This is a genomic window from Halioglobus sp. Uisw_031 (genome assembly GCF_047729875.1).
GTDB lineage: Bacteria > Pseudomonadota > Gammaproteobacteria > Pseudomonadales > Halieaceae > Marimicrobium.
The window spans coordinates 1,741,269-1,762,699 of sequence record NZ_CP159826.1; the positions used below are offsets into that span (position 1 = coordinate 1,741,269).

19 protein-coding genes and 1 tRNA gene are annotated in these 21,431 nt (G+C 51.0%); 18 read left to right on the forward strand and 2 right to left on the reverse strand.

All coding sequences use genetic code 11. The features are described 5' to 3' along the window. Window positions 1-99: 99 nt before the first annotated feature. A complete protein-coding gene (gene rne / locus ABXT62_RS07955) occupies window positions 100-2,904 on the reverse strand; it encodes a ribonuclease E (protein WP_415358064.1) in 2,805 nt (934 codons plus the stop codon). Window positions 2,905-3,472: 568 nt separating this feature from the next. Between rne and rluC the strand changes: the two genes are divergently transcribed. Next, complete coding sequence (gene rluC / locus ABXT62_RS07960; protein WP_415358180.1) at window positions 3,473-4,429, forward strand: 23S rRNA pseudouridine(955/2504/2580) synthase RluC; 957 nt, start codon at window positions 3,473-3,475, stop codon at window positions 4,427-4,429. Between the two features lie 33 nt (window positions 4,430-4,462). Here rluC and ABXT62_RS07965 read toward each other — a convergent pair whose 3' ends face one another. Continuing rightward, on the reverse strand, window positions 4,463-5,044 hold the full coding sequence (locus ABXT62_RS07965) for a Maf family protein (RefSeq protein WP_415358065.1): 582 nt from the start codon (window positions 5,042-5,044) through the stop codon (window positions 4,463-4,465). Between the two features lie 93 nt (window positions 5,045-5,137). Here ABXT62_RS07965 and ABXT62_RS07970 point away from each other — a divergent pair, with 93 nt between their 5' ends. The 17 genes from ABXT62_RS07970 to lon all read left to right on the forward strand — a co-directional run bounded on the left by ABXT62_RS07970 (window position 5,138) and on the right by lon (window position 21,302). Then, window positions 5,138-5,671 carry a YceD family protein gene (locus ABXT62_RS07970; RefSeq protein WP_415358066.1) on the forward strand — a complete coding sequence of 178 codons (534 nt, stop codon included), beginning with the start codon at window positions 5,138-5,140 and terminating at the stop codon, window positions 5,669-5,671. Between the two features lie 11 nt (window positions 5,672-5,682). Further along, window positions 5,683-5,865: a 50S ribosomal protein L32 gene (rpmF, locus tag ABXT62_RS07975; RefSeq protein ID WP_415358067.1), complete on the forward strand. Its 183-nt coding sequence runs from the start codon at window positions 5,683-5,685 to the stop codon at window positions 5,863-5,865. Between the two features lie 320 nt (window positions 5,866-6,185). After that, window positions 6,186-7,133 carry an ACP S-malonyltransferase gene (gene fabD, locus ABXT62_RS07980; protein ID WP_415358068.1) on the forward strand — a complete coding sequence of 316 codons (948 nt, stop codon included), beginning with the start codon at window positions 6,186-6,188 and terminating at the stop codon, window positions 7,131-7,133. A 17-nt stretch (window positions 7,134-7,150) separates the two neighbouring features. Further along, on the forward strand, window positions 7,151-7,894 hold the full coding sequence (gene fabG / locus ABXT62_RS07985; protein ID WP_415358069.1) for a 3-oxoacyl-ACP reductase FabG: 744 nt from the start codon (window positions 7,151-7,153) through the stop codon (window positions 7,892-7,894). Window positions 7,895-8,050: 156 nt separating this feature from the next. Next, window positions 8,051-8,287, forward strand: a complete 237-nt coding sequence (acpP, locus tag ABXT62_RS07990; protein ID WP_415358070.1) for an acyl carrier protein — start codon at window positions 8,051-8,053, stop codon at window positions 8,285-8,287. Between the two features lie 103 nt (window positions 8,288-8,390). After that, entirely contained in the window at window positions 8,391-9,632 is a 1,242-nt protein-coding gene (fabF, locus tag ABXT62_RS07995) for a beta-ketoacyl-ACP synthase II (RefSeq protein WP_415358071.1), read from the forward strand. A gap of 11 nt (window positions 9,633-9,643) precedes the next feature. Then, complete coding sequence (gene pabC, locus ABXT62_RS08000; protein WP_415358072.1) at window positions 9,644-10,474, forward strand: aminodeoxychorismate lyase; 831 nt, start codon at window positions 9,644-9,646, stop codon at window positions 10,472-10,474. Continuing rightward, window positions 10,474-11,511: an endolytic transglycosylase MltG gene (gene mltG, locus ABXT62_RS08005; RefSeq protein ID WP_415358073.1), complete on the forward strand. Its 1,038-nt coding sequence runs from the start codon at window positions 10,474-10,476 to the stop codon at window positions 11,509-11,511. The genes pabC and mltG overlap by 1 nt, the downstream gene beginning before the upstream one ends. A 7-nt stretch (window positions 11,512-11,518) precedes the next feature. Continuing rightward, window positions 11,519-12,166, forward strand: a complete 648-nt coding sequence (gene tmk, locus ABXT62_RS08010; protein WP_415358074.1) for a dTMP kinase — start codon at window positions 11,519-11,521, stop codon at window positions 12,164-12,166. Continuing rightward, entirely contained in the window at window positions 12,163-13,176 is a 1,014-nt protein-coding gene (holB, locus tag ABXT62_RS08015; RefSeq protein ID WP_415358075.1) for a DNA polymerase III subunit delta', read from the forward strand. The genes tmk and holB overlap by 4 nt, the downstream gene beginning before the upstream one ends. Beyond that, a complete protein-coding gene (locus ABXT62_RS08020; RefSeq protein WP_415358076.1) occupies window positions 13,173-13,526 on the forward strand; it encodes a PilZ domain-containing protein in 354 nt (117 codons plus the stop codon). The genes holB and ABXT62_RS08020 overlap by 4 nt, the downstream gene beginning before the upstream one ends. Before the next feature lie 295 nt (window positions 13,527-13,821). Continuing rightward, the gene (locus tag ABXT62_RS08025) at window positions 13,822-14,880 is read left to right on the forward strand and encodes a beta-N-acetylglucosaminidase domain-containing protein (RefSeq protein WP_415358077.1); all 1,059 of its coding nucleotides are present in this window, start codon (window positions 13,822-13,824) and stop codon (window positions 14,878-14,880) included. Between the two features lie 233 nt (window positions 14,881-15,113). Then, window positions 15,114-15,198: transfer RNA gene (locus ABXT62_RS08030), tRNA-Leu, on the forward strand. Window positions 15,199-15,299: 101 nt separating this feature from the next. Then, window positions 15,300-16,622, forward strand: coding sequence for a trigger factor (gene tig / locus ABXT62_RS08035; protein WP_415358078.1), 1,323 nt, complete (start codon window positions 15,300-15,302; stop codon window positions 16,620-16,622). 74 nt (window positions 16,623-16,696) lie between these two features. Then, a complete protein-coding gene (clpP, locus tag ABXT62_RS08040) occupies window positions 16,697-17,359 on the forward strand; it encodes an ATP-dependent Clp endopeptidase proteolytic subunit ClpP (protein ID WP_415358079.1) in 663 nt (220 codons plus the stop codon). A 101-nt stretch (window positions 17,360-17,460) separates the two neighbouring features. Further along, a complete protein-coding gene (clpX, locus tag ABXT62_RS08045) occupies window positions 17,461-18,750 on the forward strand; it encodes an ATP-dependent Clp protease ATP-binding subunit ClpX (protein WP_415358080.1) in 1,290 nt (429 codons plus the stop codon). Window positions 18,751-18,890: 140 nt separating this feature from the next. After that, on the forward strand, window positions 18,891-21,302 hold the full coding sequence (gene lon, locus ABXT62_RS08050) for an endopeptidase La (protein WP_415358081.1): 2,412 nt from the start codon (window positions 18,891-18,893) through the stop codon (window positions 21,300-21,302). The last annotated feature ends 129 nt before the right edge of the window (window positions 21,303-21,431 follow it).

The window sequence follows — 21,431 nt, forward strand, 5'->3', positions numbered from 1 at the left end:
CGATTCAATGCCTTCGTAAGAAGCGAACGGGATTATACATTGATGAAAATGGGACACAAGGGGCGCAAGCCACCTGTGTCCTTGTTGCGCTGAAATCGTTCAGGACTTAGCTGCCGTGTGCGTCATAGGATCCTCGGAGCGTGGACCACGCGGATCATTGCTGGAGCGCCGAGCGATCCGGTCACTGGGCTCGGCAGGCGGACTGATGTTGTCACTGAAAAGGGTCATATGAGACGTGCTGATTTCCAGATCGTTCACCGGACGGGCATCGCTCCTTGGATCGTTGCATGCCCTGCCATCAGCACTAACGCCATCTGTGGATGTCACGCTAGGAGTCGCGACTGGCTCGACCACAGGGGCCGGCGTTGCAACTGACGCTACAGGTGTTGCTACAGGTGTTTCTACAGATATTTCTACAGGTGCTGCTGTAGGTGCTACTGCAACTTCAGCGGTACTTTTTGCATCGGCATCGGTATCGGCATCGGTTGGCACACTTTCCCAGCCATCGTCCGAACTCGCAGTACTTAAGGCCGCGGATGCACTGGTAATGTCGGTGCTAATCGGATCAGGGCTTGCTGAGCTAGCCTGCTCTGACGCGGCTGTATTTGCATCTTCAGCAACTTCAGGTTCTGCAGTCACAGTCAGCTCTGGTTCAGGAAAACCGGGAACAACAGCGGTAGTGGGATCCGTCTCCGTAGCCTCGACTGTGGCCGTGCCTTCCGATGTTGGTTTGGGGCCTCGATTACGACGACGGCGCTGTGGCTCTCCGCGCTTTACGTTGCTGGGGCGCTTGCGCGGTTTATCGTGCTCGGAAGACGAATCCGCCGCATTTTGAGCCTCCGCAACTACACGGGTATCCGGTTTTTCGGCCGGGCTATCGCGATTAGTACGTCGGTTGCCTTCATTACGACTTTGAGATTGATCACTATTGCGAGCGCGCTTTTGTTGCCCCTGCTTATCGTCATTGCGAGGATCCCTACCTTCGGATGCTGCGCTGCGGTCCTGAGTTTGCGATTGCTGGCCGCTCTGGGTGTTTCGCCGACGATTTCTATTGCGGTTGTTTGAGCTCCGCTGTTCGCCAGATGCCGGCTGCTGACGTTGTCTTGCAGGGCGTTCACTCTGAGGTGGTTTTTGGCCTACACTGGCTTGTTCGGCAGTGTTGCTGCCGACAAGCGTGGACCACAAACGTGAAATAATGCCCTGAGCCGGTTTGTCAGCACTGCCGCTTTTTGGTCGGCTCTGAGTCGGTTTGCCTGATGCCGTTTTGGCAGAAGATTTATTCTCGGCTGTTGGTGCTGGACCTCGGCGAGGAACACCTTGCACAGCGGCTTGCTGTTGCGCAGGAATCGCCGGTGAGTGGATCTCGCTAATGGTGCCAGCATCCGGAACAGCAATATCGACTTTATAACTGACTTCGTGTTCGGCGCCCATCTCATCGGTGCGTAGGCGAGTGACTTCAAAATGGGGGGTCTCTAGGTTCGGATTGGGAATAACCAAGACGCGTGACTTTGTGTCCTGCTCAATTTCCGTCAGCGCTGATCGTTTCTCATTCAAGAGATAGGCGGCAACATCGACGGGCACAATGGCGCGTACTTCCGCGCTACGGTCTTTGATGGCTTCCTCTTCAAGTAACCGCAGGATTGATAATGCCAGCGACTTTGTGTCGCGAATACTGCCCTGGCCGCTACAGCGTGGGCAGACGATGGCACTGGTTTCGCCTAACGACGGTCGCAGGCGCTGACGAGACATCTCCAGCAGGCCAAAGCGAGATATTCTACCGACCTGAACTCGAGCTCGGTCAATTTCAAGAGCGTCACGCACGCGATTTTCGACCGCACGTTGGTTGCGCGGAGCCAGCATGTCTATAAAATCAATGACGACCAGCCCGCCCATATCTCGCAGACGTAATTGTCTGGCGACTTCGTCTGCAGCTTCAAGATTTGTGTTCAGGGCTGTTTCTTCTATATCTGATCCGCGAGTTGCGCGTGCGGAGTTGATATCGATAGAAATTAGCGCTTCGGTCGGGTCTATAACGATCGAACCACCAGAGGGCAGTCGCACTTCGCGCTGAAAAGCCGTTTCGATCTGGCTCTCAATCTGAAAACGGTTAAACATTGGGATGTTGTCTTCGTACAGTTGAATGCGAGGTAAGTACTTGGGCATGACCTGGCTAACAAAGTCGGTGGCCTGCTTAAACGCTTCAGGAGAATCAATCAGTACCTGTCCAACATCATCGCGCAGATAATCACGCACTGCTCGGATGATCACATTGCTTTCCTGGAACAAGAGTTCCTTGGGCTTGGCCACCGCTGCTGCTTTTGAGATGGATTCCCAAAGTTGTAAAAGATAATTAAGGTCCCACTGGAGCTCTTCTGCCGTCCGACCGACCCCCGCCGTGCGGATGATCACTCCCATCCCGCTTGGAATTTCGAGAGTGTTGAGAGCAGCTTTCAACTCAGTGCGCTCTTCGCCCTCAATGCGGCGGGAGATGCCTCCGGCCCGAGGATTGTTGGGCATAAGTACCATGTATCGACCGGCCAAGCTGGCAAATGTGGTGAGAGCCGCCCCCTTGTTGCCACGTTCTTCCTTGTCGACCTGGACAATGACTTCTGTTCCTTCTTTGACAATTTCCTTAATTTTAAGGCGTCCGTCACTGCCCGGGTTACGGAAGAAGTACTCCCTTGCGATCTCCTTGAGTGGTAAAAAGCCGTGACGTTCAGCGCCAAAGTCTACGAATGCAGCTTCCAAGCTAGGTTCGACGCGGGTAATTTTGCCCTTGAAGATACTGGCCTTTTTTTGCACGCGGGTGCGATTTTCAATATCGAGATCGTACAGGCGTTGCCCGTCGACCATTGCGACGCGCAACTCTTCAGGTTGAGTTGCATTAATTAATATTTTTTTCATATTGCCGTTGCCTTACTGTGCAGCAGGCCTGGCGGGACGGGAGATCAGATACAAAGCCGGCATAGTGCCGGTTAACAGTAGCGATGGGCCAAAAACCATTCGATTTCTAGCCGTTTACCGGATGCAACCCTAAGTTAGTTGCTGGTTCCACCCAGGTATCTTGTTAACGCCAACCACGCAGTTTCTTGTGGTCGTTTCAGCGTCAGGCAGTAAAGTTTTGTGGTGCTGCCTCGGCCTTTTTGCTAGTGTCGCAGCACCTACATGGCCCACAATGACGCTGATAGTTCTTTGGTAACTAAATCTGTGCCCCGGCAGTACGCACTGCTCGGTTCATAATATTGTCGGCTTGACTTATTCGTGTGCGTGGCTTGTATCGCTCTCGCACTCTGCCATAAAGTCGACATCCATTTGGTTTGTGTGGTTCGTCTGGCGGCGCCGTGCGTCTCACGCGCAGGCTCAATCAATCGCCAGAGGATTGTGCCGGCACCGGCTTGAAGCCGAGAGCGGGAGCAACCACAACGCGGATGATAGCAGTATATGGAAAAAAATGACATGGCTTGTACCACTTATGTCTGACAGCCCAGACATTACCCCTGCTCGGCATACGCGCCATCTCACCGTAGATGAAAATACGGCAGGGCAACGCTTGGATAATTTTCTGATACGAGAGTTAAAGGGCGTCCCTCGAACCCGCTTGTACCGCGCCTTGCGTAAAGGCGAAGTGCGGGTAAACAAGGGCAGGGTGCGTGCGGATTATCGACTTGTCATTGGTGATTTGGTGCGGCTCCCCCCCCTTCACCAGCCGGCAGCTTCCGCTCCGCCCAGTATTCCACTGAGGCAGGTTGATCAGCTTTCGAGACAAATTGTGTACGAGGATGATGACCTATTAGTGATAGATAAGCCGTCTGGACTGGCTGTTCATGGCGGTAGCGGCCTCAGTTTTGGGCTGATAGAGTGTTTGCGCAAAATGCGCCCCGAAGCACGTTATCTAGAATTGGTGCACAGATTGGACCGCGACACATCTGGGCTAATCTTGATCGCAAAGCGGGCAGCTATTTTGAGAGAATTACATCGACAATTACGAGAAAAGCACATTGATAAGCGGTATCTCGCGCTAGTTGCAGGGAAATGGCCGAGAGCGATGCGCGTTGTAGACGCCCCACTGGAGAAAAACTTCTTACAATCGGGCGAGCGCATGGTGCGGGTCAGTGGAGGAGGCAAGAGGGCGATAACAGAATTCCGTGTTGTGGAGCGGCTAGAGGGCGCTACGTTATTGGAGGCCCGCCCAATTACTGGGCGTACACACCAGATCCGGGTTCACGCTCAGCATGCTGGATTTCCTTTACTGGGTGATGATAAGTACAGCGATGACCGTACTGAGAGTTTTGCCCGACAAATCCGCCTCAAGCGGTTGTTTCTGCATGCTGCCTCTTTGCGTTTTACTCTGCCTGATAAAGTTGAGATGAACCTACAGGCTCCTTTGGACTCTTCTCTAGAAATAATATTAGAAAATACCCGTAAGTAACTGTTAAATAGTGTTTTATTGGGTAAAAATATTCTAGGCATGTAAAATGTCTACGCCGAGCTCGCCTAATAACGCGGTCAGCTTGATCAGAGGTAACCCCTCCAGGCTCGTCGGGTCATCGCCTATCAAGCTCTCGAAGAGCGCAATACCCAGGCCTTCAACCTTGAAGCTACCCGCGCAGTCATAGGGCTGCTCTCGATGGAGGTAGTTGGCGATCTGGCTGTCGCTGAGAGCTCGAAAGCGTACACAAAATCGTTCTACGTGAAACCGCTCCTGATCGCGGTTTGGTGCAATTAACGCAATTGCCGTATAAAACACTACTTCCCGGCCGGAGCTGTTGCGCAGTTGGGCTGAAGCGCTATTGAAGTTACCTGGCTTGCCCATGATGCTGCCCTCTATCGAGGCGACCTGATCGCTACCAATAATCAGCGCACCGGGTTCGAGCCTGGCGATAGACTCGGCTTTTGCTCGCGCCAAACGCACAGCCAGAGCCGCGGGTGCCTCGTCAGGTAATGGAGTTTCGTCGGTTTCAGGCGAAACGCAGCGAAAGGGCAATTGCAGGCGTTCAAGCAAACGACGGCGATAGGGTGATGTTGATGCCAGAATAATATTCATATGCCATGCCAGAATAAGGTGGAGTGGGGAGAACTGTTTGTATTCTAAAGATATTTTTGACAAAGGGGCAATGCACACCTATCATGCGCGCCTATGTCGACCGAGTCCCTTCTGACCATGCTGGATGTCCGCAAGGCCGCGGTCCGAGGCGCAGTGATGGGCGGTGTATTAGAGCCGCTAGATTTAGAGCGTTTTCGACCACTTTTAGCAGGTGACGAAGGGACTGTTGCGGTGAAAATGGCCTTTTCTCGGGATGAGGAAAGTAGGTACGTGATTGATGTGGCGATAGAAGCAGATATCCTGGCAGTGTGTCAGCGTTGTCTTGAGCCCATGCCAGAGCACCTGTCCAGTGAAAGTAAACTGGCCGTTGTCTGGACCGATGAAGAGGCTGTGAGTCTTCCCCGATACCTAGACCCACTAATACTGAAGGAGGATTCCTGTAACCTCTGGGAGCTGGTCGAGGATGAGTTGATATTGGCCATGAAGCCGTTCAATTATCACGAGACAGGAACATGTAAAAGGAAGACTGTGTCTTTCTTCGATCCCCTGATAAAAGAGGATGTTGTAGAAGACAAGCCCAACCCGTTTAATGTGCTGGAGCAATTGAAGCCCGGCAACAAGCACTAGGAGTTTTAGTCATGGCTGTTCAGAAAAGTAAAAAGACGCGGTCGCGGCGCGGTATGCGGCGCTCGCATGATGCGTTGGCCGGACCGACGTTATCTGTAGATCAAACGTCAGGAGAGACGCATCGTCGTCATCATGTTACAGCCGACGGTTTTTACCGTGGTAAGAAAGTGATCGACAGCGGTAGCGACGACTGAAGCTTTCGGCCTGAACGGAAGCAAACCGGCACTGTGCTGCGCGCACTGGCTATGATAGCTCGTCAAACCTGCGGGGACGTCAGTCTCCGTCTGCGCTTTCGAGCATTGCTGTGAGCACCGTCAACACTTCAACACTACCCGCATGATTCACCAACGATATCTTTCGCCGGCACCTTCGTGCTGCTATAGACGCTATAGTAGCGTTAACGTTAAAGTGCAAATCCAACGCCATTATTGTCCCTTACAGCGCACAGGTGCATACCTTACTGCGGTGGGATCGATGGTAGTACCCCGAGTTTCGACAAAAGACGATACCAGCTATGCATGAGAAACCTATTGCATTCGTTTTCCCGGGTCAGGGTTCCCAGCAGGTAGGAATGCTGGCTGCGGCGTACGAGAAGTTCGCAGTGGTCAGGGATACCTTTGAGGAAGCTTCTCAGGCGCTTGACGTTAATATATGGTCTCTGGTGATGAGCGGGCCGCAACAAGCACTCAACCTTACGGAAACGACACAACCGGTTCTGCTGACGTGCAGCGTGGCACTCTGGCGAGCATGGGAGGAGTCGTCAGGTGCACCACCTTGTATTATGGCCGGTCACAGCCTGGGGGAATTCTCTGCATTGGTCTGTGCCGGCGCATTGGGGTTTGCTGACGCCGTTAAATTGGTGCGCAAGCGAGGGCAGTTTATGCAAACGGCTGTGCCTGCAGGCCAGGGCGCTATGGCGGCGATCATCGGCGTTGAAGACTCTGAGGTTATCCGTATTTGTCAGCAGGTTGCTCAGGAGGAGAACAGTATTGTCTCTGCGGTGAACTTTAACTCACCTGGCCAGGTTGTTATCGCCGGAAACGTTGCTGCCGTAGATATCGCTATTAGTGCGTTGAAAGAAGCGGGCGCAAAAAGAGCGTTGCCTCTCCCGGTAAGTGCGCCGTTTCATACGCAGCTGATGAAGCCGGCAGGGGAGCATCTGGCTGAGGTGATGGCCGGAATGATGATTGCGTCGCCCAAGATACCTGTAGTGCACAATGTGAATGCAACTGTTGAGCCTGACCCGGAAAAAATACGCACATTATTGGTAGAACAGATCTATAGTCCGGTGCAGTGGACAGCCTGTATGCGGAGAGTTATTGAGGCAGGAGCGCAGCATGTTGTTGAGTGCGGCCCGGGCAAGGTATTAAGCGGTCTTAGCCGGCGGATTGAAAAAACCTTGCACTGTTATTCCTTAGAAGAACCGGAAGCGTTGTTGGCCACTGCAGCCGAACTAAAATAGAGCACAGGAGGTTCAGTATGGCGGAAGGAAAAAAGGTGGCTCTTGTTACTGGCGCTAGTCGCGGGATTGGTGAAGCGATCGCAAGATCGCTGGCTGCTGACGGTTTTACCGTCGTGGGAACCGCTACCAGTGATAGGGGCGCTGAAGCCATTTCCTCTTACCTTGCAGAAGAAAACAATCTCGGGTGCGGCATCAAATTGAATGTCGCCGACCAAGACAGTGTAACGATGTCGGTTAAGGCCATTGCCGAACAGTTTGAACCTCCTCTGGTACTGGTGAATAATGCCGGCATTACCCGGGACAATATTCTAATGCGCATGAAGGAAGCGGAATGGCAAGATGTTATGGACACTAACCTCAGCGGTCTCTACCGCGTCAGTAAGGCCTGCCTGCGGGGTATGACCAAGGCGCGCTGGGGGCGCATTGTGAACATTACATCGGTGGTTGGCTCTATGGGGAACATAGGCCAGAGTAATTATGCGGCAACAAAAGCTGGCGCAGAGGGCTTTTCCCGCGCGCTTGCCCGTGAATTAGGATCGCGTTCTGTCACTGTTAATTGTGTCGCGCCGGGCTTTATTGATACAGATATGACTCGGGATCTACCCGAAGCTCAGCGTGACTTATTGTTACAGCAAATACCCCTTGGCCGACTCGGAAGCACCGCAGAAATTGCCGCTCTGGTGAGCTTTTTGTGTAGTGATATGGCGAGCTATATTACAGGCGAAACAGTCCATATAAACGGTGGCATGCACATGGGATAAATGACTGATAAATATAAGTTAAATATAAGTTAAATATAGGATTATCGGCCGTGTTAAAAAAAATTTATTACTCGTTGGAAAAACAGAGTAAACTGTGCGCCCAGACTGTGTAGTTGGGTAGATTTAGAACTAAATACATTAGGAGTAGCAGATAAAATGAGTAGCATTGAAGAGCGCGTGAAGAAGATCGTAGCGGAGCAACTTGGCGTCAAAGAAGAAGAGGTGCAAACTGAAGCATCGTTTGTCGAAGATCTCGGTGCAGACTCTCTCGATACCGTCGAATTGGTCATGGCCCTGGAAGAAGAGTTTGAAACTGAAATTCCAGATGAAGAAGCGGAAAAAATTACGACTGTGGCTTTGGCGATTGCATACATCAACTCTAATCTGGCCTGATCTATTGATACCGTTTCCATGCGAGAAACCGTTTCTATTTAGATAGAGCGGTTTTTCTTTTTTTTGAACCTCCCAGAAAGTACGCTTTAGAGGAGTTATATCTTTGATTGGCAGAAGAGTTGTCGTTACTGGAATGGGGATGGTAAGTCCCGTCGGTCATACGGTGGATGAAACTTGGGGCAATATCTTGGAAGGCAGGAGTGGCGCGGCGCTGATTGAAAGCTTCGATACCTCCGCCTACAGCACCCGCTTTAGTGCAAGCGTTAAAAATTTCGATATTTCCCCCTATCTAGCCGAAAAAGAAGCACGAAAGCAGGATGTGTTCGTGCAGTATGGCATGGTGGCAGGGATGCAGGCCATGCAAGACAGCGGGCTTGAGGTGACTGAAGAAAATGCGCCACGCATCGGCTGTTCTATTGGCTCAGGGATCGGCGGTATAGGCCAGATAGAGAAGAACACTGAAATTATTCGAACTTCAGGGCCACGTCGCGTCTCACCTTTTTTTGTACCGGGGTCTATCATCAACATGATATCCGGCAATCTTTCAGTGAAATATAATCTCCAAGGACCTAATCTTGCGGTGGTGACGGCATGTACCTCCGGCACACACAATATTGGTCTGGGTGCTCGGTTGATCGCATTGGGCGATGCCGATGCCATGTTGGTTGGCGGCGCTGAAATGGCAACCACGCCTGTTGGTTTAGGCGGCTTCGCCGCAGCTAGAGCCCTTTCTACGCGCAATGATGACCCTGTGCGAGCCTCTCGACCCTGGGACAAGGATCGCGATGGCTTTGTTTTGGGAGATGGGGCCGGCGTGATTATGCTTGAAGAGTATGAATCTGCGAAGGCCAGAGGCGCGAAAATTTATGCTGAACTTCGGGGCTTCGGTATGAGTGGCGATGCTCACCATATGACGCTGCCCCCCGAGAACGGCAGAGGCGCTGCAGCCTCCATGTCCAATGCCATTAAAGACGCGGGTATCGCGCTTGATAAGATTAGTTACATCAACGCCCACGGAACCTCCACTCACGCTGGCGACCTCGCTGAGAGTCGCGCCATTGAGTCCGTATTTGGCAGTATCGCTTCACAAGTGGCGGTTAGCTCAACCAAGTCTATGATAGGCCATTTATTGGGTGCTGCTGGCGCCGTGGAGGCCATTTTTTCAATCTTGGCCTTGCGCGACCAGGTAGCACCGCCGACCCTAAATCTTGATCAGCCTGACGAGGGCTGTACCTTGAATTACGTCCCCCATACTGCTCAGGAACGTGTCATCCATAGCACCTTGTCCAATTCTTTCGGATTTGGTGGAACCAATGGGTCGTTGCTGTTTTGCAAAGCTGACTGATCGGACTGCCGGTGTCCCAGCGATCTGAGATCTGGCTTGATGGCACACCAACAGTCACGTTGCCGCTGCCAGATAGAGGCTTCGATTTTGGTGACGGTGTATTTGAAACCATTCTGATGCACCAGGGAGCGCCGCTCTTTGCAGATTTACATTTAGAGCGACTGTCGCTTGGGTTACAAGCCCTCGCCATTCCTGATTGCATCGCAGCCGCACGGGAGCAGTTGGATAGTGTTGCTAGCGCTACTCATTGGCGTTGGGCTGTATTACGTCTGAGCGTCAGCAGAGGGAGTGGCCAGCGAGGCTACACACCGTCCGATAATGCCGTCCCACGAATTTTGATCAGTGTCAGTCAGCTCGATCGTGAATGCGGGCAAATGATGACGGCTGCGACGTTATGTTTCGCCAAGATTCGTCTCGCTACGCAACCTTTCCTCGCTGGAATCAAACACCTTAATCGACTGGAGCAAGTTCTAGCATCCGCTCAAGTGAAAGCGGAGGGAGTCGATGAGGCCATCGTTCTGGATCAAAGTGGGCACCTTGTTTCGGTGGTCGCAGGAAACCTGTTTCTGGTCCATCAAGGCGAGTTGCTAACCCCGAAACTGGACAATTGCGGGGTCCTGGGCACTCGGCGCAGGCTCGTCATCGAGAGATGGGCTCCCGCTATAGGATTGACGGTTCGCGAGTCTACTCTGACGGTGTCAGACTTGCAGGCGGCCGAGGAGGTTTTTTATAGCAATAGCCTGCGAGCTGTCCGGCCTATTGCGAGAATTGGCCAACAGAGCTGGAATACTCACGGAGTGTGTGAGGCAATATTCCGGTGTTATCAGGAAGAGCTAATATAATGCGAAGGCTACTCATATCGACGCTGGTACTGGTGATACTGGTGGCATTAGGCGGCGTAGCTTTCAGAGAATTACGACAACGGTGGGATGCTCCGCTGCTCATTTCTGAAGAGGGATTTGTCCTCACGATCGCACAGGGCGACTCGTTGCGATCGGTTGCTGATACGCTGCACAGTGCTGGCGTTTTAGTGCATCCGCGTTTATTGATACTCTATGGTAGATGGACCGGAATGGACCAAACAATAAAGCGTGGGGAATATCGACTCCTTCCAGGATTAACCGCTGAGGCCATGCTAACGCTTTTGAATGACGGCGATGTGATCCACTATCAAGTGACCTTCCCTGAGGGTATAACGCTCGCTAAAGCCCTGGACATTCTTTCGCAGCAGGCGGGACTGGAAACGATTCTAGCGGGGCCGTCGGACCCGCAACTGATGGCGTTAATCAAGCCATATTCACACACGGAGGGACTCTTTTTCCCTGACAGCTATCGGTATTTACGAGGAGACACCGACTTGAGTGTTTTACAGCGCGCACATTCGGCCTTAATCAACGTGTTACAAACAGAATGGCGTGATAGAGCATCGGGGTTGCCCTATGAAACGCCTTATGAAGCGCTAATTATGGCGTCGATCATTGAACGGGAAACGGGTCTTGCCGAGGAAAGAGAACAAATTTCAGGTGTATTCGTGCGACGATTACAGCAGCGAATGCTTCTGCAGACTGATCCTACGGTGATTTACGGAATGGGTGCCGAGTTTGAGGGGAACCTCCGGCGCCGACATCTCAAGGACGATAGCAATACGTATAATACTTATCGCCATTCTGGCTTGCCTCCAACCCCGATTGCTTTATCGGGTCGTGCGGCAATTCATGCAGCGTTGCATCCCGAGGAGGGTAGCGCGATGTACTTTGTCGCTAGAGGCGATGGTGGACATACATTCAGCGTAACCTTGGCAGAACACAATCGTGCCGTCGGTAAATTTCAATTGCAGCGGCGAAAAAATTACACGTCATCACCACAGGGGCCACAGTAACGTGAGCATGAGAGGCCTTTTTATTACTATGGAGGGCGGGGAGGGTGTAGGTAAATCCACTAACCTGACATTTCTCGAAAATTTTTTACGTGATAACGGGGTCGACGTTGTCTGTACCAGAGAGCCTGGCGGTACACGTATTGGCGAAGAGATCAGAAAGTTGTTGTTACAGATTCGCCAAGAAAAAGTGAGTGCGATGACAGAATTGTTATTGATATTTGCTGCGCGTGCGCAGCACGTTAGTGAGTTTATTGAGCCCGCTCTCGCAATGGGACAGGTGGTTTTATGCGATCGGTTTACAGATGCGACGTATGCTTATCAATGTGGCGGAAGGGGTGTCGCATGGGACACGGTGGAACAACTTGAGGAATTGGTGCAAGACAAATTGCGTCCCGATGTGACTCTTTTGCTCGATGCACCAACGTCCGTCGGCATGTCGCGGGCGCGCGGCAGAGGCGAATTGGATCGATTTGAACAGGAGGATCTTGATTTTTTTGAGCGTGTTCGTGGTAGCTATCTGGAACAGGCGAAGAACGATAGCGGCCGCTATCGATTAATCAACGCGAGTGTGTCGCTGGATAACGTGCAGCAACAACTGCTTGAAGTGGGCGGCGAATTACTGTCTCGTTGGCGTGAGAGGTCGTCTGAGTCGTGATTGATCTGAACGATCTTCCTGCAGTAACGGCACCCTTGCCATGGCAGGCTCATGAATGGGGCAATTTAAACGATCAACTGAAAGATGGCCAGTTGCCGCATGCCCTGCTACTGGACGGTGGGCAGTATTCAGGTAAGTCACAGTTGGCTCTATCTCTGTCTAGATTGCTGCTTTGTGCTCATGCAGAAGGCGGGCTCAATTGTGGCCAATGTCATGCCTGCGAGCTGAGTGCCGGGGGCAGTCACGGTGACTTCAGATGGGTGCAGCCTGAGGAAAAAAGTCGCGTTATTAAGATCGACCAGATCCGTGAAGTTGTGCGGTTCTCCAATATGACAGCAGGGTTTGGGTTGCGTAAAGTGATTGTGCTCGCGCCTGCCGACAGTATGAACGTCAATGCGTTCAATGCTTTGCTCAAACCCCTGGAGGAGCCGGCAAGTGGCACATACATAATATTGGTCTGCCATCGTATGGACAGTGTTCCGGCGACCATCCGCTCACGCTGCCAGATACTGCGGCTGCCAGTACCCAATGTGGAAGATTGTTTGCCGTGGTTGGACAAGACTACCGGAAACCGGCAGGAGAGTGAAAAACTGCTGTCCTTGGCAGAGGGGCGACCTCTCCTTGCGCAGCAATTGTTTTACAGTGGTGGCGCAGAGGTATTTGCTGCAAGGAACTTTGGCTTGCAAGCGCTGTTGGCGGGAAAGATCACTGTGCCTCAGGCAGTTGCGTTGTGGGCTGATGCGGATACCGCTGCTTTTTTAGACGAAATCGCAGTAGATTTACAGCGATTGTTAGGTTCGCTCTCGATAGAGCAGTTGAGATCAAAGCAGGCGCGCGTAGCCTTTGGCCTATCCGATGAGGTGGCTCAATTACAAAGGGCAGTGAGTGCCGGCGCTAACCCGAACAAACAGTTACTGGCGGATGCACTGTTGTCAAAATTCAGCCGAGAGTTGGGGGCCGGGAGTCTAGGTGATAACATTCTCGCGGAGATAGGAGACGACGTTCTATGAGTGATCAAAAACAGAGCAGCCGTAACGGTATATTGTCGCTCACAATAAAGGACAAGGCGGTATTGTATTCTGCCTACATGCCTTTTTTGGATAACGGTGGCTTGTTTGTGCCGACGAACAAAGTCTATTCCTTAGGCGATGAAGTGTTCATGCTGTTGACGCTTATGGATGAATCAGAAAAAATCCCTATCTCGGGAAAGGTGGTGTGGGTAACACCTCTTGGTGCCCAGGGTAATCGTATAGCAGGGATTGGGGTGCAGTTCAGTGAGCAGGATGTATCTGCAAACGCCAAGATTGAAAATCATCTTGCAGGGACACTTTCTTCCGATCGACCTACTCATACGATGTAGGTCAATAAAAATTCTACGACGTGTTGATAACGATATGATAGATACGATTTGATGACAAAAAAATGGGCCCCGAAAGGGACCCACCAAGACCATTAGGAGTGAAACATAAAGGAACTGTTTCCATACGAGAGCAAGCATTCTCTCTCATGACGACCCGTTTGAACTATCGCATGGGCAACCACAGGTTTATTATCACCTAAAATTGGTACTTTTCCACATTAAGTTGGCTTTTTTTTAATACAGTTAGCTATGAAAAAATTGATTCTAGTAACTTTAGGTTATAAAGGCTCTCAGAATGGCCAATATTGAAGCGTCTCTGGTAGGTGTTATTGAGGGATTTTATGGCCGTTCCTGGTCAGTTGACACCCGGTTGGCCTACGCGGGCTACCTCAGCGAGGCAGGGCTTAATACTTGTATCTACTGCCCCAAGGAAGACCCTTATTTGCGCCGACAGTGGCAAAGCGACTGGCCACAGCCTAAGTGGGCTGAACTGCAGAAACTGTCGCAAACGTACAGACAGCGGGGCATCAAGTGGGGAGTAGGGCTTTCACCTGTTGAGCTTTATCGCAATTATGGCGCGTTACAGCGTGAACAGTTAAGAAAAAAACTGGAGCGTTTGGGTGAATTGGAGGCCCCTCTGTTGGCCATTCTATTCGATGACATGCCGGGGGACTTGGATGCGCTTGCGAGCCGCCAGGCCGAGATTGTGTCTGATGTTTGCCGCTGGGCCCCGAGTGCTAGAGTGTTGGTCTGCCCTACCTACTATTCCTTCGACCCGGTCCTCGAGCAGTATTTTGGTCGTATGCCCGCGGATTACTGGCCTCAGTTGGGTAAGGACATGCCGGTGGATGTCGAAATATTCTGGACTGGGAATAAAGTCTGTTCAAAAGCGATAGGCATCAGCGACCTTCAGTCTATCGTTGAGCAGTTGGGTCGTTCGGTTCTGCTTTGGGACAACTACCCGGTAAACGACGGTGCTGTGCGCAGTAATTTTGTGTACACAAGCAAGTTAGCCGCGCGCTCTCCTGACCTGGGGGCTTATATCAGCGGACATTTATGTAACCCGATGAATCAAGGGCTTTTGTCGCTCCCAGCCCTGAGTGGACTGGCTGAGTTATACGGTAGCGGTCAGTTTGATAACGATGCACTGTGCCGATTATTAGGTCCCCTGACCTGGGAGAGGCTGTCGCGGGATGGGCGCGTATTCGAGGAACAAGGATTGTCTGGCATGGGGCAACAGCAGTGTCGACAACTCGCTCTTGAATACGGTGCTCTGCCCGGAGCGGCTGCCTTGGAAGTGGCACAGTGGTTGCGGGGAGAATACAGCTTCGATCCCGCGTGTCTCACAACTTGAGTGACAGAACAGACGACCCATCCACGGCCCATTTCCTTATACGCCCATAGCTAGCGAAAACACTGGCGTTGTAGGCGTGCTGGTGGTTGAACCAAGGGCGGCTTTGTGGCAGAATCTCTGCCTTCGTAGCTGCCCTCCCAATTAGTTTATTGCTGTTCGAAAAAAGCACCCAGAATCAATACGTTAAATAGTATTTACAGGGTGTTTTCTAGCTAGTTGACGGGTTTTTCTTAGCGGAAGTGGCGAAATTGGTATACGCGCTGGATTTAGGTTCCAGTGCCGCAAGGCGTGAGAGTTCGAGTCTCTCCTTCCGCACCAAATGAATGGCTGAACTCCCTGCACTGTTTGGATGTGGCGAGGTGGCCCCAATGTATGGGCACTACTAAGCCCCAATAACAATTGCTTGATGAGGAACATTTATGCAGGTATCTATTGAAACCACTTCGAACCTAGAGCGGCGCTTGACCGTGGGGGTGCCTGCAGAACGTGTTGAGGTGGAAGTAAATAGTCGACTTCAGAAAGCGGCGCAAAAGGCAAAGCTTCCAGGTTTTCGTCCTGGAAAGGTTCCGCTGAAAGTTATGCATCAACGCTACGGCGCCGGCGTGCGGCAGGAAGTTCTGGGTGAAGTCGTCAGTCAGTCATTTCAAGAAGCTGTTATACAAGAGAAGCTTCGCCCTGCTGGGCAACCCAGCATTGAGCCAAAGAGCCTAGAGCCAGGGAAAGATCTCCAGTATGTCGCCATTTTCGAGGTATTCCCTGATGTGGAATTGGTGGACATGAAAGACTTCCCCGTGGCAAAGCCTGTGGCGCAGGTCAAGGAAGAGGATGTCGACAACATCATCGAGGTTTTCCGCAAACAGCAGGGAACCTGGGATGAGGTTAAACGTCCAGCTATATTGACTGATAAGGTTAATTTAAATTATACCGGCTTGAAGGATGGTCAGGAATTTGAAGGCGGCAGTGCCCAAGATAGTGATCTAGAATTGGGATCCGGTCGTATGATTAGTGGATTTGAAGATGGTATCGTCGGTATGAAACCTGAAGACGAAAAGACGCTTGAGTTGAATTTTCCAGACGACTATCACAATGAAGATCTCAAGGGCGCAGCGGTTGAATTTAAGGTTACCGTCAATAAGATACTGGAACTGGTTCCGGCAAAAATTGACGAAGAGCTGTTTGCCAAGTACGGCGTTGAAGAGGGTGGGGAAGAGCGCTTTCGCGAGGACGTTAGCGCGAACATGGCTCGCGAGCTCAAGAATGCAGTAGAGGCGAATGTTAAACAGCAAGTAATGGACGCCGTGCTTGAGGCGCATCAGTCACTTGAAGTGCCAAAAGCCCTTGTCGGTCAGGAGATTACGGCCATGCGGCAGCAAATGTTCCAGCAATTCGGTGGGGCAGGAAATATGGACTTGGATTTAGAGTCCTTACTGCCGGATACGATGTTTTCAGAAAATGCAGAACGCAGGGTTAAGTTAGGACTGGTGTTGGCGGAGTATATCTCAAGTTATGAATTGAGAGCCGATAACGAACAGGTGTCTAAAGCCATTGAGGAGATAGCATCGACCTATGAGTCTCCACAAGAAGTCATAGACTATTATCAGTCTAATCCCCAACAGCGTTCTTCGGTGGAATCGAAAGTATTGGAAGATCAGGTGGTCGAAAAGTTGCTTGCGGTAGCCAATATTACAGAGAATGAGAGCAGTTACCAGGATGTTATCGGCGCGGAAAAGGCTGAAGCCTGACAAACATTTCAGGGGCGACGGAGCGTAATGCCATCGTTCAATTTTTGACATAATTCACATTAGGGGCAGGGCACATGCCGATTAAATTCGACGGTCAAAGTGGAAGCGAGATCCGCAATCTAGGACTAGTTCCTATGGTGGTAGAGCAGACCGCCCGTGGAGAACGTTCCTATGATATTTACTCTCGGCTCTTAAAGGAGCGCGTTATATTCGTCGTTGGTACTGTAGAAGACCATATGGCTAACTTGATTGTGGCCCAACTGCTGTTTCTGGAGTCGGAAAATCCTGACAAGGACATCCATTTGTACATCAATTCTCCTGGCGGTTCAGTCACTGCCGGTTTGTCTATCTACGATACCATGCAATTTATCAAGCCAGATGTCAGTACTATGTGCATCGGGCAGGCCGCGTCGATGGGCGCATTCCTGCTTTCGGGTGGCGCTAAAGGAAAGCGCTTTTGCTTGCCGAATGCTCGTACCATGATCCACCAGCCCAGTGGGGGCGCACAGGGTCAGGCTACAGATATTGACATACAAGCCCGAGAAATTCTGATTATCCGTCAACGACTTAACGAACTCATGGCGGAGCATACGGGCCAGACCCTTGAGGATATCGAGCGTGATACTGAACGCGATCGTTTTATGAATGCTCACCAAAGCAAGGAATACGGACTCGTGGACGAGGTTGTCGAAAGCCGCTCTAGCACAGCGTCTGTGCCCGCTGATGAGGGCAAATAACGTTATTTAGTTCCCCTGGGGACTTGCAAATACCAACAAAAAACATCATCTTGGATCTGAATGATGGCTCGATGAAAATTTTAAGGGAAGCGGACGGCTAGATGAGTGAAAATACCACAAAATCAGGTGATGATGGGAGCAAACTGCTGTATTGCTCGTTCTGTGGCAAAAGCCAGCATGAGGTTCGGAAATTAATCGCTGGGCCATCGGTATTCATTTGCGATGAATGTGTTGACCTGTGTAACGATATTATTCGCGAAGAGGTGCAGGAAAACAGCTCAGATGAGAAGAAAGATCACTTACCCGTCCCCCATGAGATCAAAGCGATACTCGATGAGTATGTGATTGGTCAAAACAGAGCTAAGAAGGTTCTCGCGGTTGCGGTCTACAATCATTACAAACGCCTGCGCCACACCGCAAGTCGCGGTGAAGTTGAGCTTGGGAAAAGCAATATACTGCTGGTCGGGCCCACGGGGAGTGGTAAAACCCTGCTGGCAGAAACTTTAGCGCGTCTTCTCGATGTTCCTTTTACGATCGCGGATGCAACTACCCTTACCGAAGCCGGGTACGTTGGAGAGGATGTTGAGAATATCATCCAGAAGCTACTGCAGAAATGCGAATACGATGTGGAGAAGGCCCAGGTCGGCATTGTCTACATTGATGAAATCGACAAGATCTCACGTAAGTCTGATAACCCCTCTATAACCCGCGATGTTTCAGGTGAGGGCGTGCAGCAGGCATTGCTTAAATTAATTGAGGGCACTATTGCCTCGGTGCCACCTCAAGGCGGTCGCAAGCATCCGCAGCAGGAGTTTCTGCAGGTCGATACATCCAACATCTTGTTCATATGTGGCGGTGCTTTTTCTGGCTTGGAAAAGGTTATCCGTAATCGCTCGGAGAAGGGTGGTATTGGATTTGGGGCTGAGGTAAAGAGCAAAGACGAAAAACGCAATGTGGGTGAATTGCTGTCGCAATTGGAACCTGACGATTTAGTTCAGTATGGCCTGATTCCTGAGTTTGTTGGCCGACTGCCCGTTATTGCCACCTTGGAAGAATTGGATGTAGAGGCATTGGTGCAGATACTGACCGAGCCCAAGAACTCTCTTACCAAACAGTACAGTAAGATTTTTGAAATGGAGGGTGTCGAGGTGGATTTCCGCGAAGACGGTCTGCGCGCTATTGCTGAAAAAGGCATGGAGCGTAAAACCGGTGCGCGCGGGTTACGCTCTATTTTAGAGGGCATCCTGTTAGATTCCATGTACAACATTCCGTCTCTTGATGACGTTATCAAAGTCGTTATTGATGAATCAGTGATCCGCGGTGACTCTGAACCATTGTTGGTGTATCAAAACAACGAACTTGCAGCTCGGGCAGTATCTACTGACGATTAAGTATTTGTCCGAAAGTGCGCGCGGGTGCCGCGAAGTTATTCGGACGGGCAAATATAGGCCTGTGTAGACTTGATTTTTCGAGTAGGCACCCCCAACTATAACTTTCACAGCATACATTTTTGCTAAACCTGGAGGTTTATATGGGTTCTTCTTCTGTTATCGGATTACCTCTTCTACCCTTGCGAGATGTGGTTGTATTTCCCCACATGGTGCTGCCGCTGTTCGTGGGGCGCGAAAGGTCAATTAAGGCTCTTGAAGACGCCATGGCCAACGACAAGCAGGTCATGCTAGTGGCCCAGCGCGATGCAGCAGAAGATAATCCATCTGCCGATAGCCTTTATCAGGTTGGAACAGTGTCGAATATCCTCCAATTACTTAAACTTCCAGATGGCACTATCAAGGTCCTAGTGGAGGGAAGCTATCGGGCGGTGGTGGATAATGTTGATGACGAAGGGCCGTTTGCGGTTGCTGGCATAAGGGAAATTATCAGTGAGGATATTCCCGAAAGCGAGGTCGAATCTTTATTACAGTCCACGACGACCGAGTTCGAAAAATACGTCAATTTTAGCAAAAAAGTCCCTGCCGAGGTGCTGACCTCACTGACGGGCATTGACGAGCCGGGGCGCCTGGCTGACACGATAGCTGCACATATGGGCGTTACACTCGAGGAGAAACAGCATATCCTCGAGATTTCCGGCATCCCCGCTAGGCTGGAGCATCTGCTCGGATTAATGGACGCTGAAATTGATCTGTTTCAGGTGGAAAAGCGTGTTCGAGGACGCGTCAAAAAGCAGATGGAAAAAAGTCAGCGCGAGTACTACCTGAATGAGCAGATGAAGGCCATTCAAAAAGAGCTGGGGGATATGGATGAGGCGCCTAATGAGTTAGATGCACTTGAAACCCGAATTGATCAAGCTAAAATGCCGTCTGAAGCAAAGGAGAAAGCGCAGGCAGAACTGGGCAAACTAAAAATGATGTCACCAATGTCCGCAGAGGCATCTGTAGTGCGCAGCTATATTGACTGGATGGTGAGCGTCCCTTGGTCTAAGCGCAGCAAGGTGAAGCATGATCTAAAGCGGGCATCGGCAATACTGGATGAAGATCACTATGGTCTTGAAGAGGTCAAGGATCGCATCTTAGAATACTTGGCAGTTCAAAAACGAGTGCGCAAGGTTAAAGGTCCTGTGTTATGTCTGGTAGGGCCGCCAGGAGTGGGTAAGACTTCTTTGGGCGAATCTATCGCGCGTGCGACGAACAGAAAATTTGTGCGTATGGCACTTGGTGGTGTTCGCGATGAGGCCGAGATACGTGGCCACCGACGTACCTACATAGGGTCGATGCCGGGTAAGTTGTTACAGAAGATGTCAAAAGCGGGGGTCAAAAACCCACTGTTTTTACTCGATGAAATAGACAAAATGGGGATGGATAATCGCGGTGATCCTGCCTCGGCGATGTTAGAAGTGCTCGATCCAGAACAAAATCACGCATTTAATGATCACTATCTGGAAGTGGACTACGATTTGTCTGATGTTATGTTCGTCTGCACGTCGAATACTATGAATATTCCTGCGCCACTCCTCGACCGGATGGAGGTCATACGAATTCCGGGCTATACCGAGGACGAGAAGTTTAATATCGCTATGCGATATCTCATTCCAAAGCAGATCAAACTTAACGGCCTGAAAAAAGATGAGTTGGTGATCGCCGAAGATCTCATTGTCGACATCATTCGCTATTACACCAGGGAAGCGGGAGTCCGTTCTCTGGAGAGAGAGATTGCTAAGGTTTGCCGTAAAATGGTCAAGGCATTTGCATTGGGCGAGGCAGTTTCAGGCATCACTGTGACGGCAGAAATGTTGCCTGATTTGCTCGGTGTGCGTAAATGCAACTACGGGATAGCGGAAGAAACCAGCAAGATTGGCCAGGTAACTGGCTTGGCTTGGACTTCAGTAGGTGGGGAATTGTTGACCATCGAAGCGGTCGCCATTAAGGGGAAAGGGCGTCACATACAGACCGGTTCTTTGGGCGATGTGATGCAGGAGTCTATTCAGGCGGCCACTACAGTGGTCCGCAGTCGCTCTCAAATGCTGGGAATTCCGGCAAATTACCACGAGAGTCACGATGTGCATATCCACGTCCCTGAAGGGGCTACACCTAAAGATGGCCCTAGTGCAGGCGTAGCCATGTGCACTGCACTGGTCTCAGTATTGACCAGTATCCCTGTCAGATCGGATGTGGCAATGACGGGTGAAATTACCCTGCGGGGAGAAGTGTTGCCCATTGGTGGCCTTAAGGAGAAGCTTTTAGCCGCTCGGCGCGGGGGCATTAAAACGGTCATTATCCCCAAGGAAAATGAACGAGACTTGAAGGAAGTGCCGGATAATATTAAAGAGGACCTCGATATTCGACCCGTGAAGTGGATCGATGAGGTGCTAACATTAGCATTGGAGACGATGCCTGACCCGCTAAGTGACGAAGAGTTTTTGGCAGATTCAGTCAGCGCATCCCCCAATAACGATAATGACGACAATAATCGCATTAATACGCACTAACGGGTTCGAAGATTATTGACCAGCATTCCTGCTCTGGTATAGAGTCTAAAGTGGGGTGCGCGATATTTTTTGGCCCTATTAGGGAGCCGAGCTGCTTACAGCTCTAATTGAGAAATGACAAGAACAGCT

What these genes read in the sequence shown, in the direction of transcription:
- clpX (WP_415358080.1), top strand. Translation starts at nt 17,461, where the DNA reads ATGAGTGAAAATACCACAAAATCAGGTGATGATGGGAGCAAACTGCTG.
- rluC (WP_415358180.1), top strand. Translation starts at nt 3,473, where the DNA reads ATGTCTGACAGCCCAGACATTACCCCTGCTCGGCATACGCGCCATCTC.
- fabD (WP_415358068.1), top strand. Translation starts at nt 6,186, where the DNA reads ATGCATGAGAAACCTATTGCATTCGTTTTCCCGGGTCAGGGTTCCCAG.
- lon (WP_415358081.1), top strand. Translation starts at nt 18,891, where the DNA reads ATGGGTTCTTCTTCTGTTATCGGATTACCTCTTCTACCCTTGCGAGAT.
- ABXT62_RS07970 (WP_415358066.1), top strand. Translation starts at nt 5,138, where the DNA reads ATGTCGACCGAGTCCCTTCTGACCATGCTGGATGTCCGCAAGGCCGCG.
- rne (WP_415358064.1), bottom strand. Translation starts at nt 2,904, where the DNA reads ATGAAAAAAATATTAATTAATGCAACTCAACCTGAAGAGTTGCGCGTC.
- mltG (WP_415358073.1), top strand. Translation starts at nt 10,474, where the DNA reads ATGCGAAGGCTACTCATATCGACGCTGGTACTGGTGATACTGGTGGCA.
- ABXT62_RS08020 (WP_415358076.1), top strand. Translation starts at nt 13,173, where the DNA reads ATGAGTGATCAAAAACAGAGCAGCCGTAACGGTATATTGTCGCTCACA.
- rpmF (WP_415358067.1), top strand. Translation starts at nt 5,683, where the DNA reads ATGGCTGTTCAGAAAAGTAAAAAGACGCGGTCGCGGCGCGGTATGCGG.
- acpP (WP_415358070.1), top strand. Translation starts at nt 8,051, where the DNA reads ATGAGTAGCATTGAAGAGCGCGTGAAGAAGATCGTAGCGGAGCAACTT.
- ABXT62_RS08025 (WP_415358077.1), top strand. Translation starts at nt 13,822, where the DNA reads ATGGCCAATATTGAAGCGTCTCTGGTAGGTGTTATTGAGGGATTTTAT.
- fabG (WP_415358069.1), top strand. Translation starts at nt 7,151, where the DNA reads ATGGCGGAAGGAAAAAAGGTGGCTCTTGTTACTGGCGCTAGTCGCGGG.
- tig (WP_415358078.1), top strand. Translation starts at nt 15,300, where the DNA reads ATGCAGGTATCTATTGAAACCACTTCGAACCTAGAGCGGCGCTTGACC.
- tmk (WP_415358074.1), top strand. Translation starts at nt 11,519, where the DNA reads ATGAGAGGCCTTTTTATTACTATGGAGGGCGGGGAGGGTGTAGGTAAA.
- ABXT62_RS07965 (WP_415358065.1), bottom strand. Translation starts at nt 5,044, where the DNA reads ATGAATATTATTCTGGCATCAACATCACCCTATCGCCGTCGTTTGCTT.
- clpP (WP_415358079.1), top strand. Translation starts at nt 16,697, where the DNA reads ATGCCGATTAAATTCGACGGTCAAAGTGGAAGCGAGATCCGCAATCTA.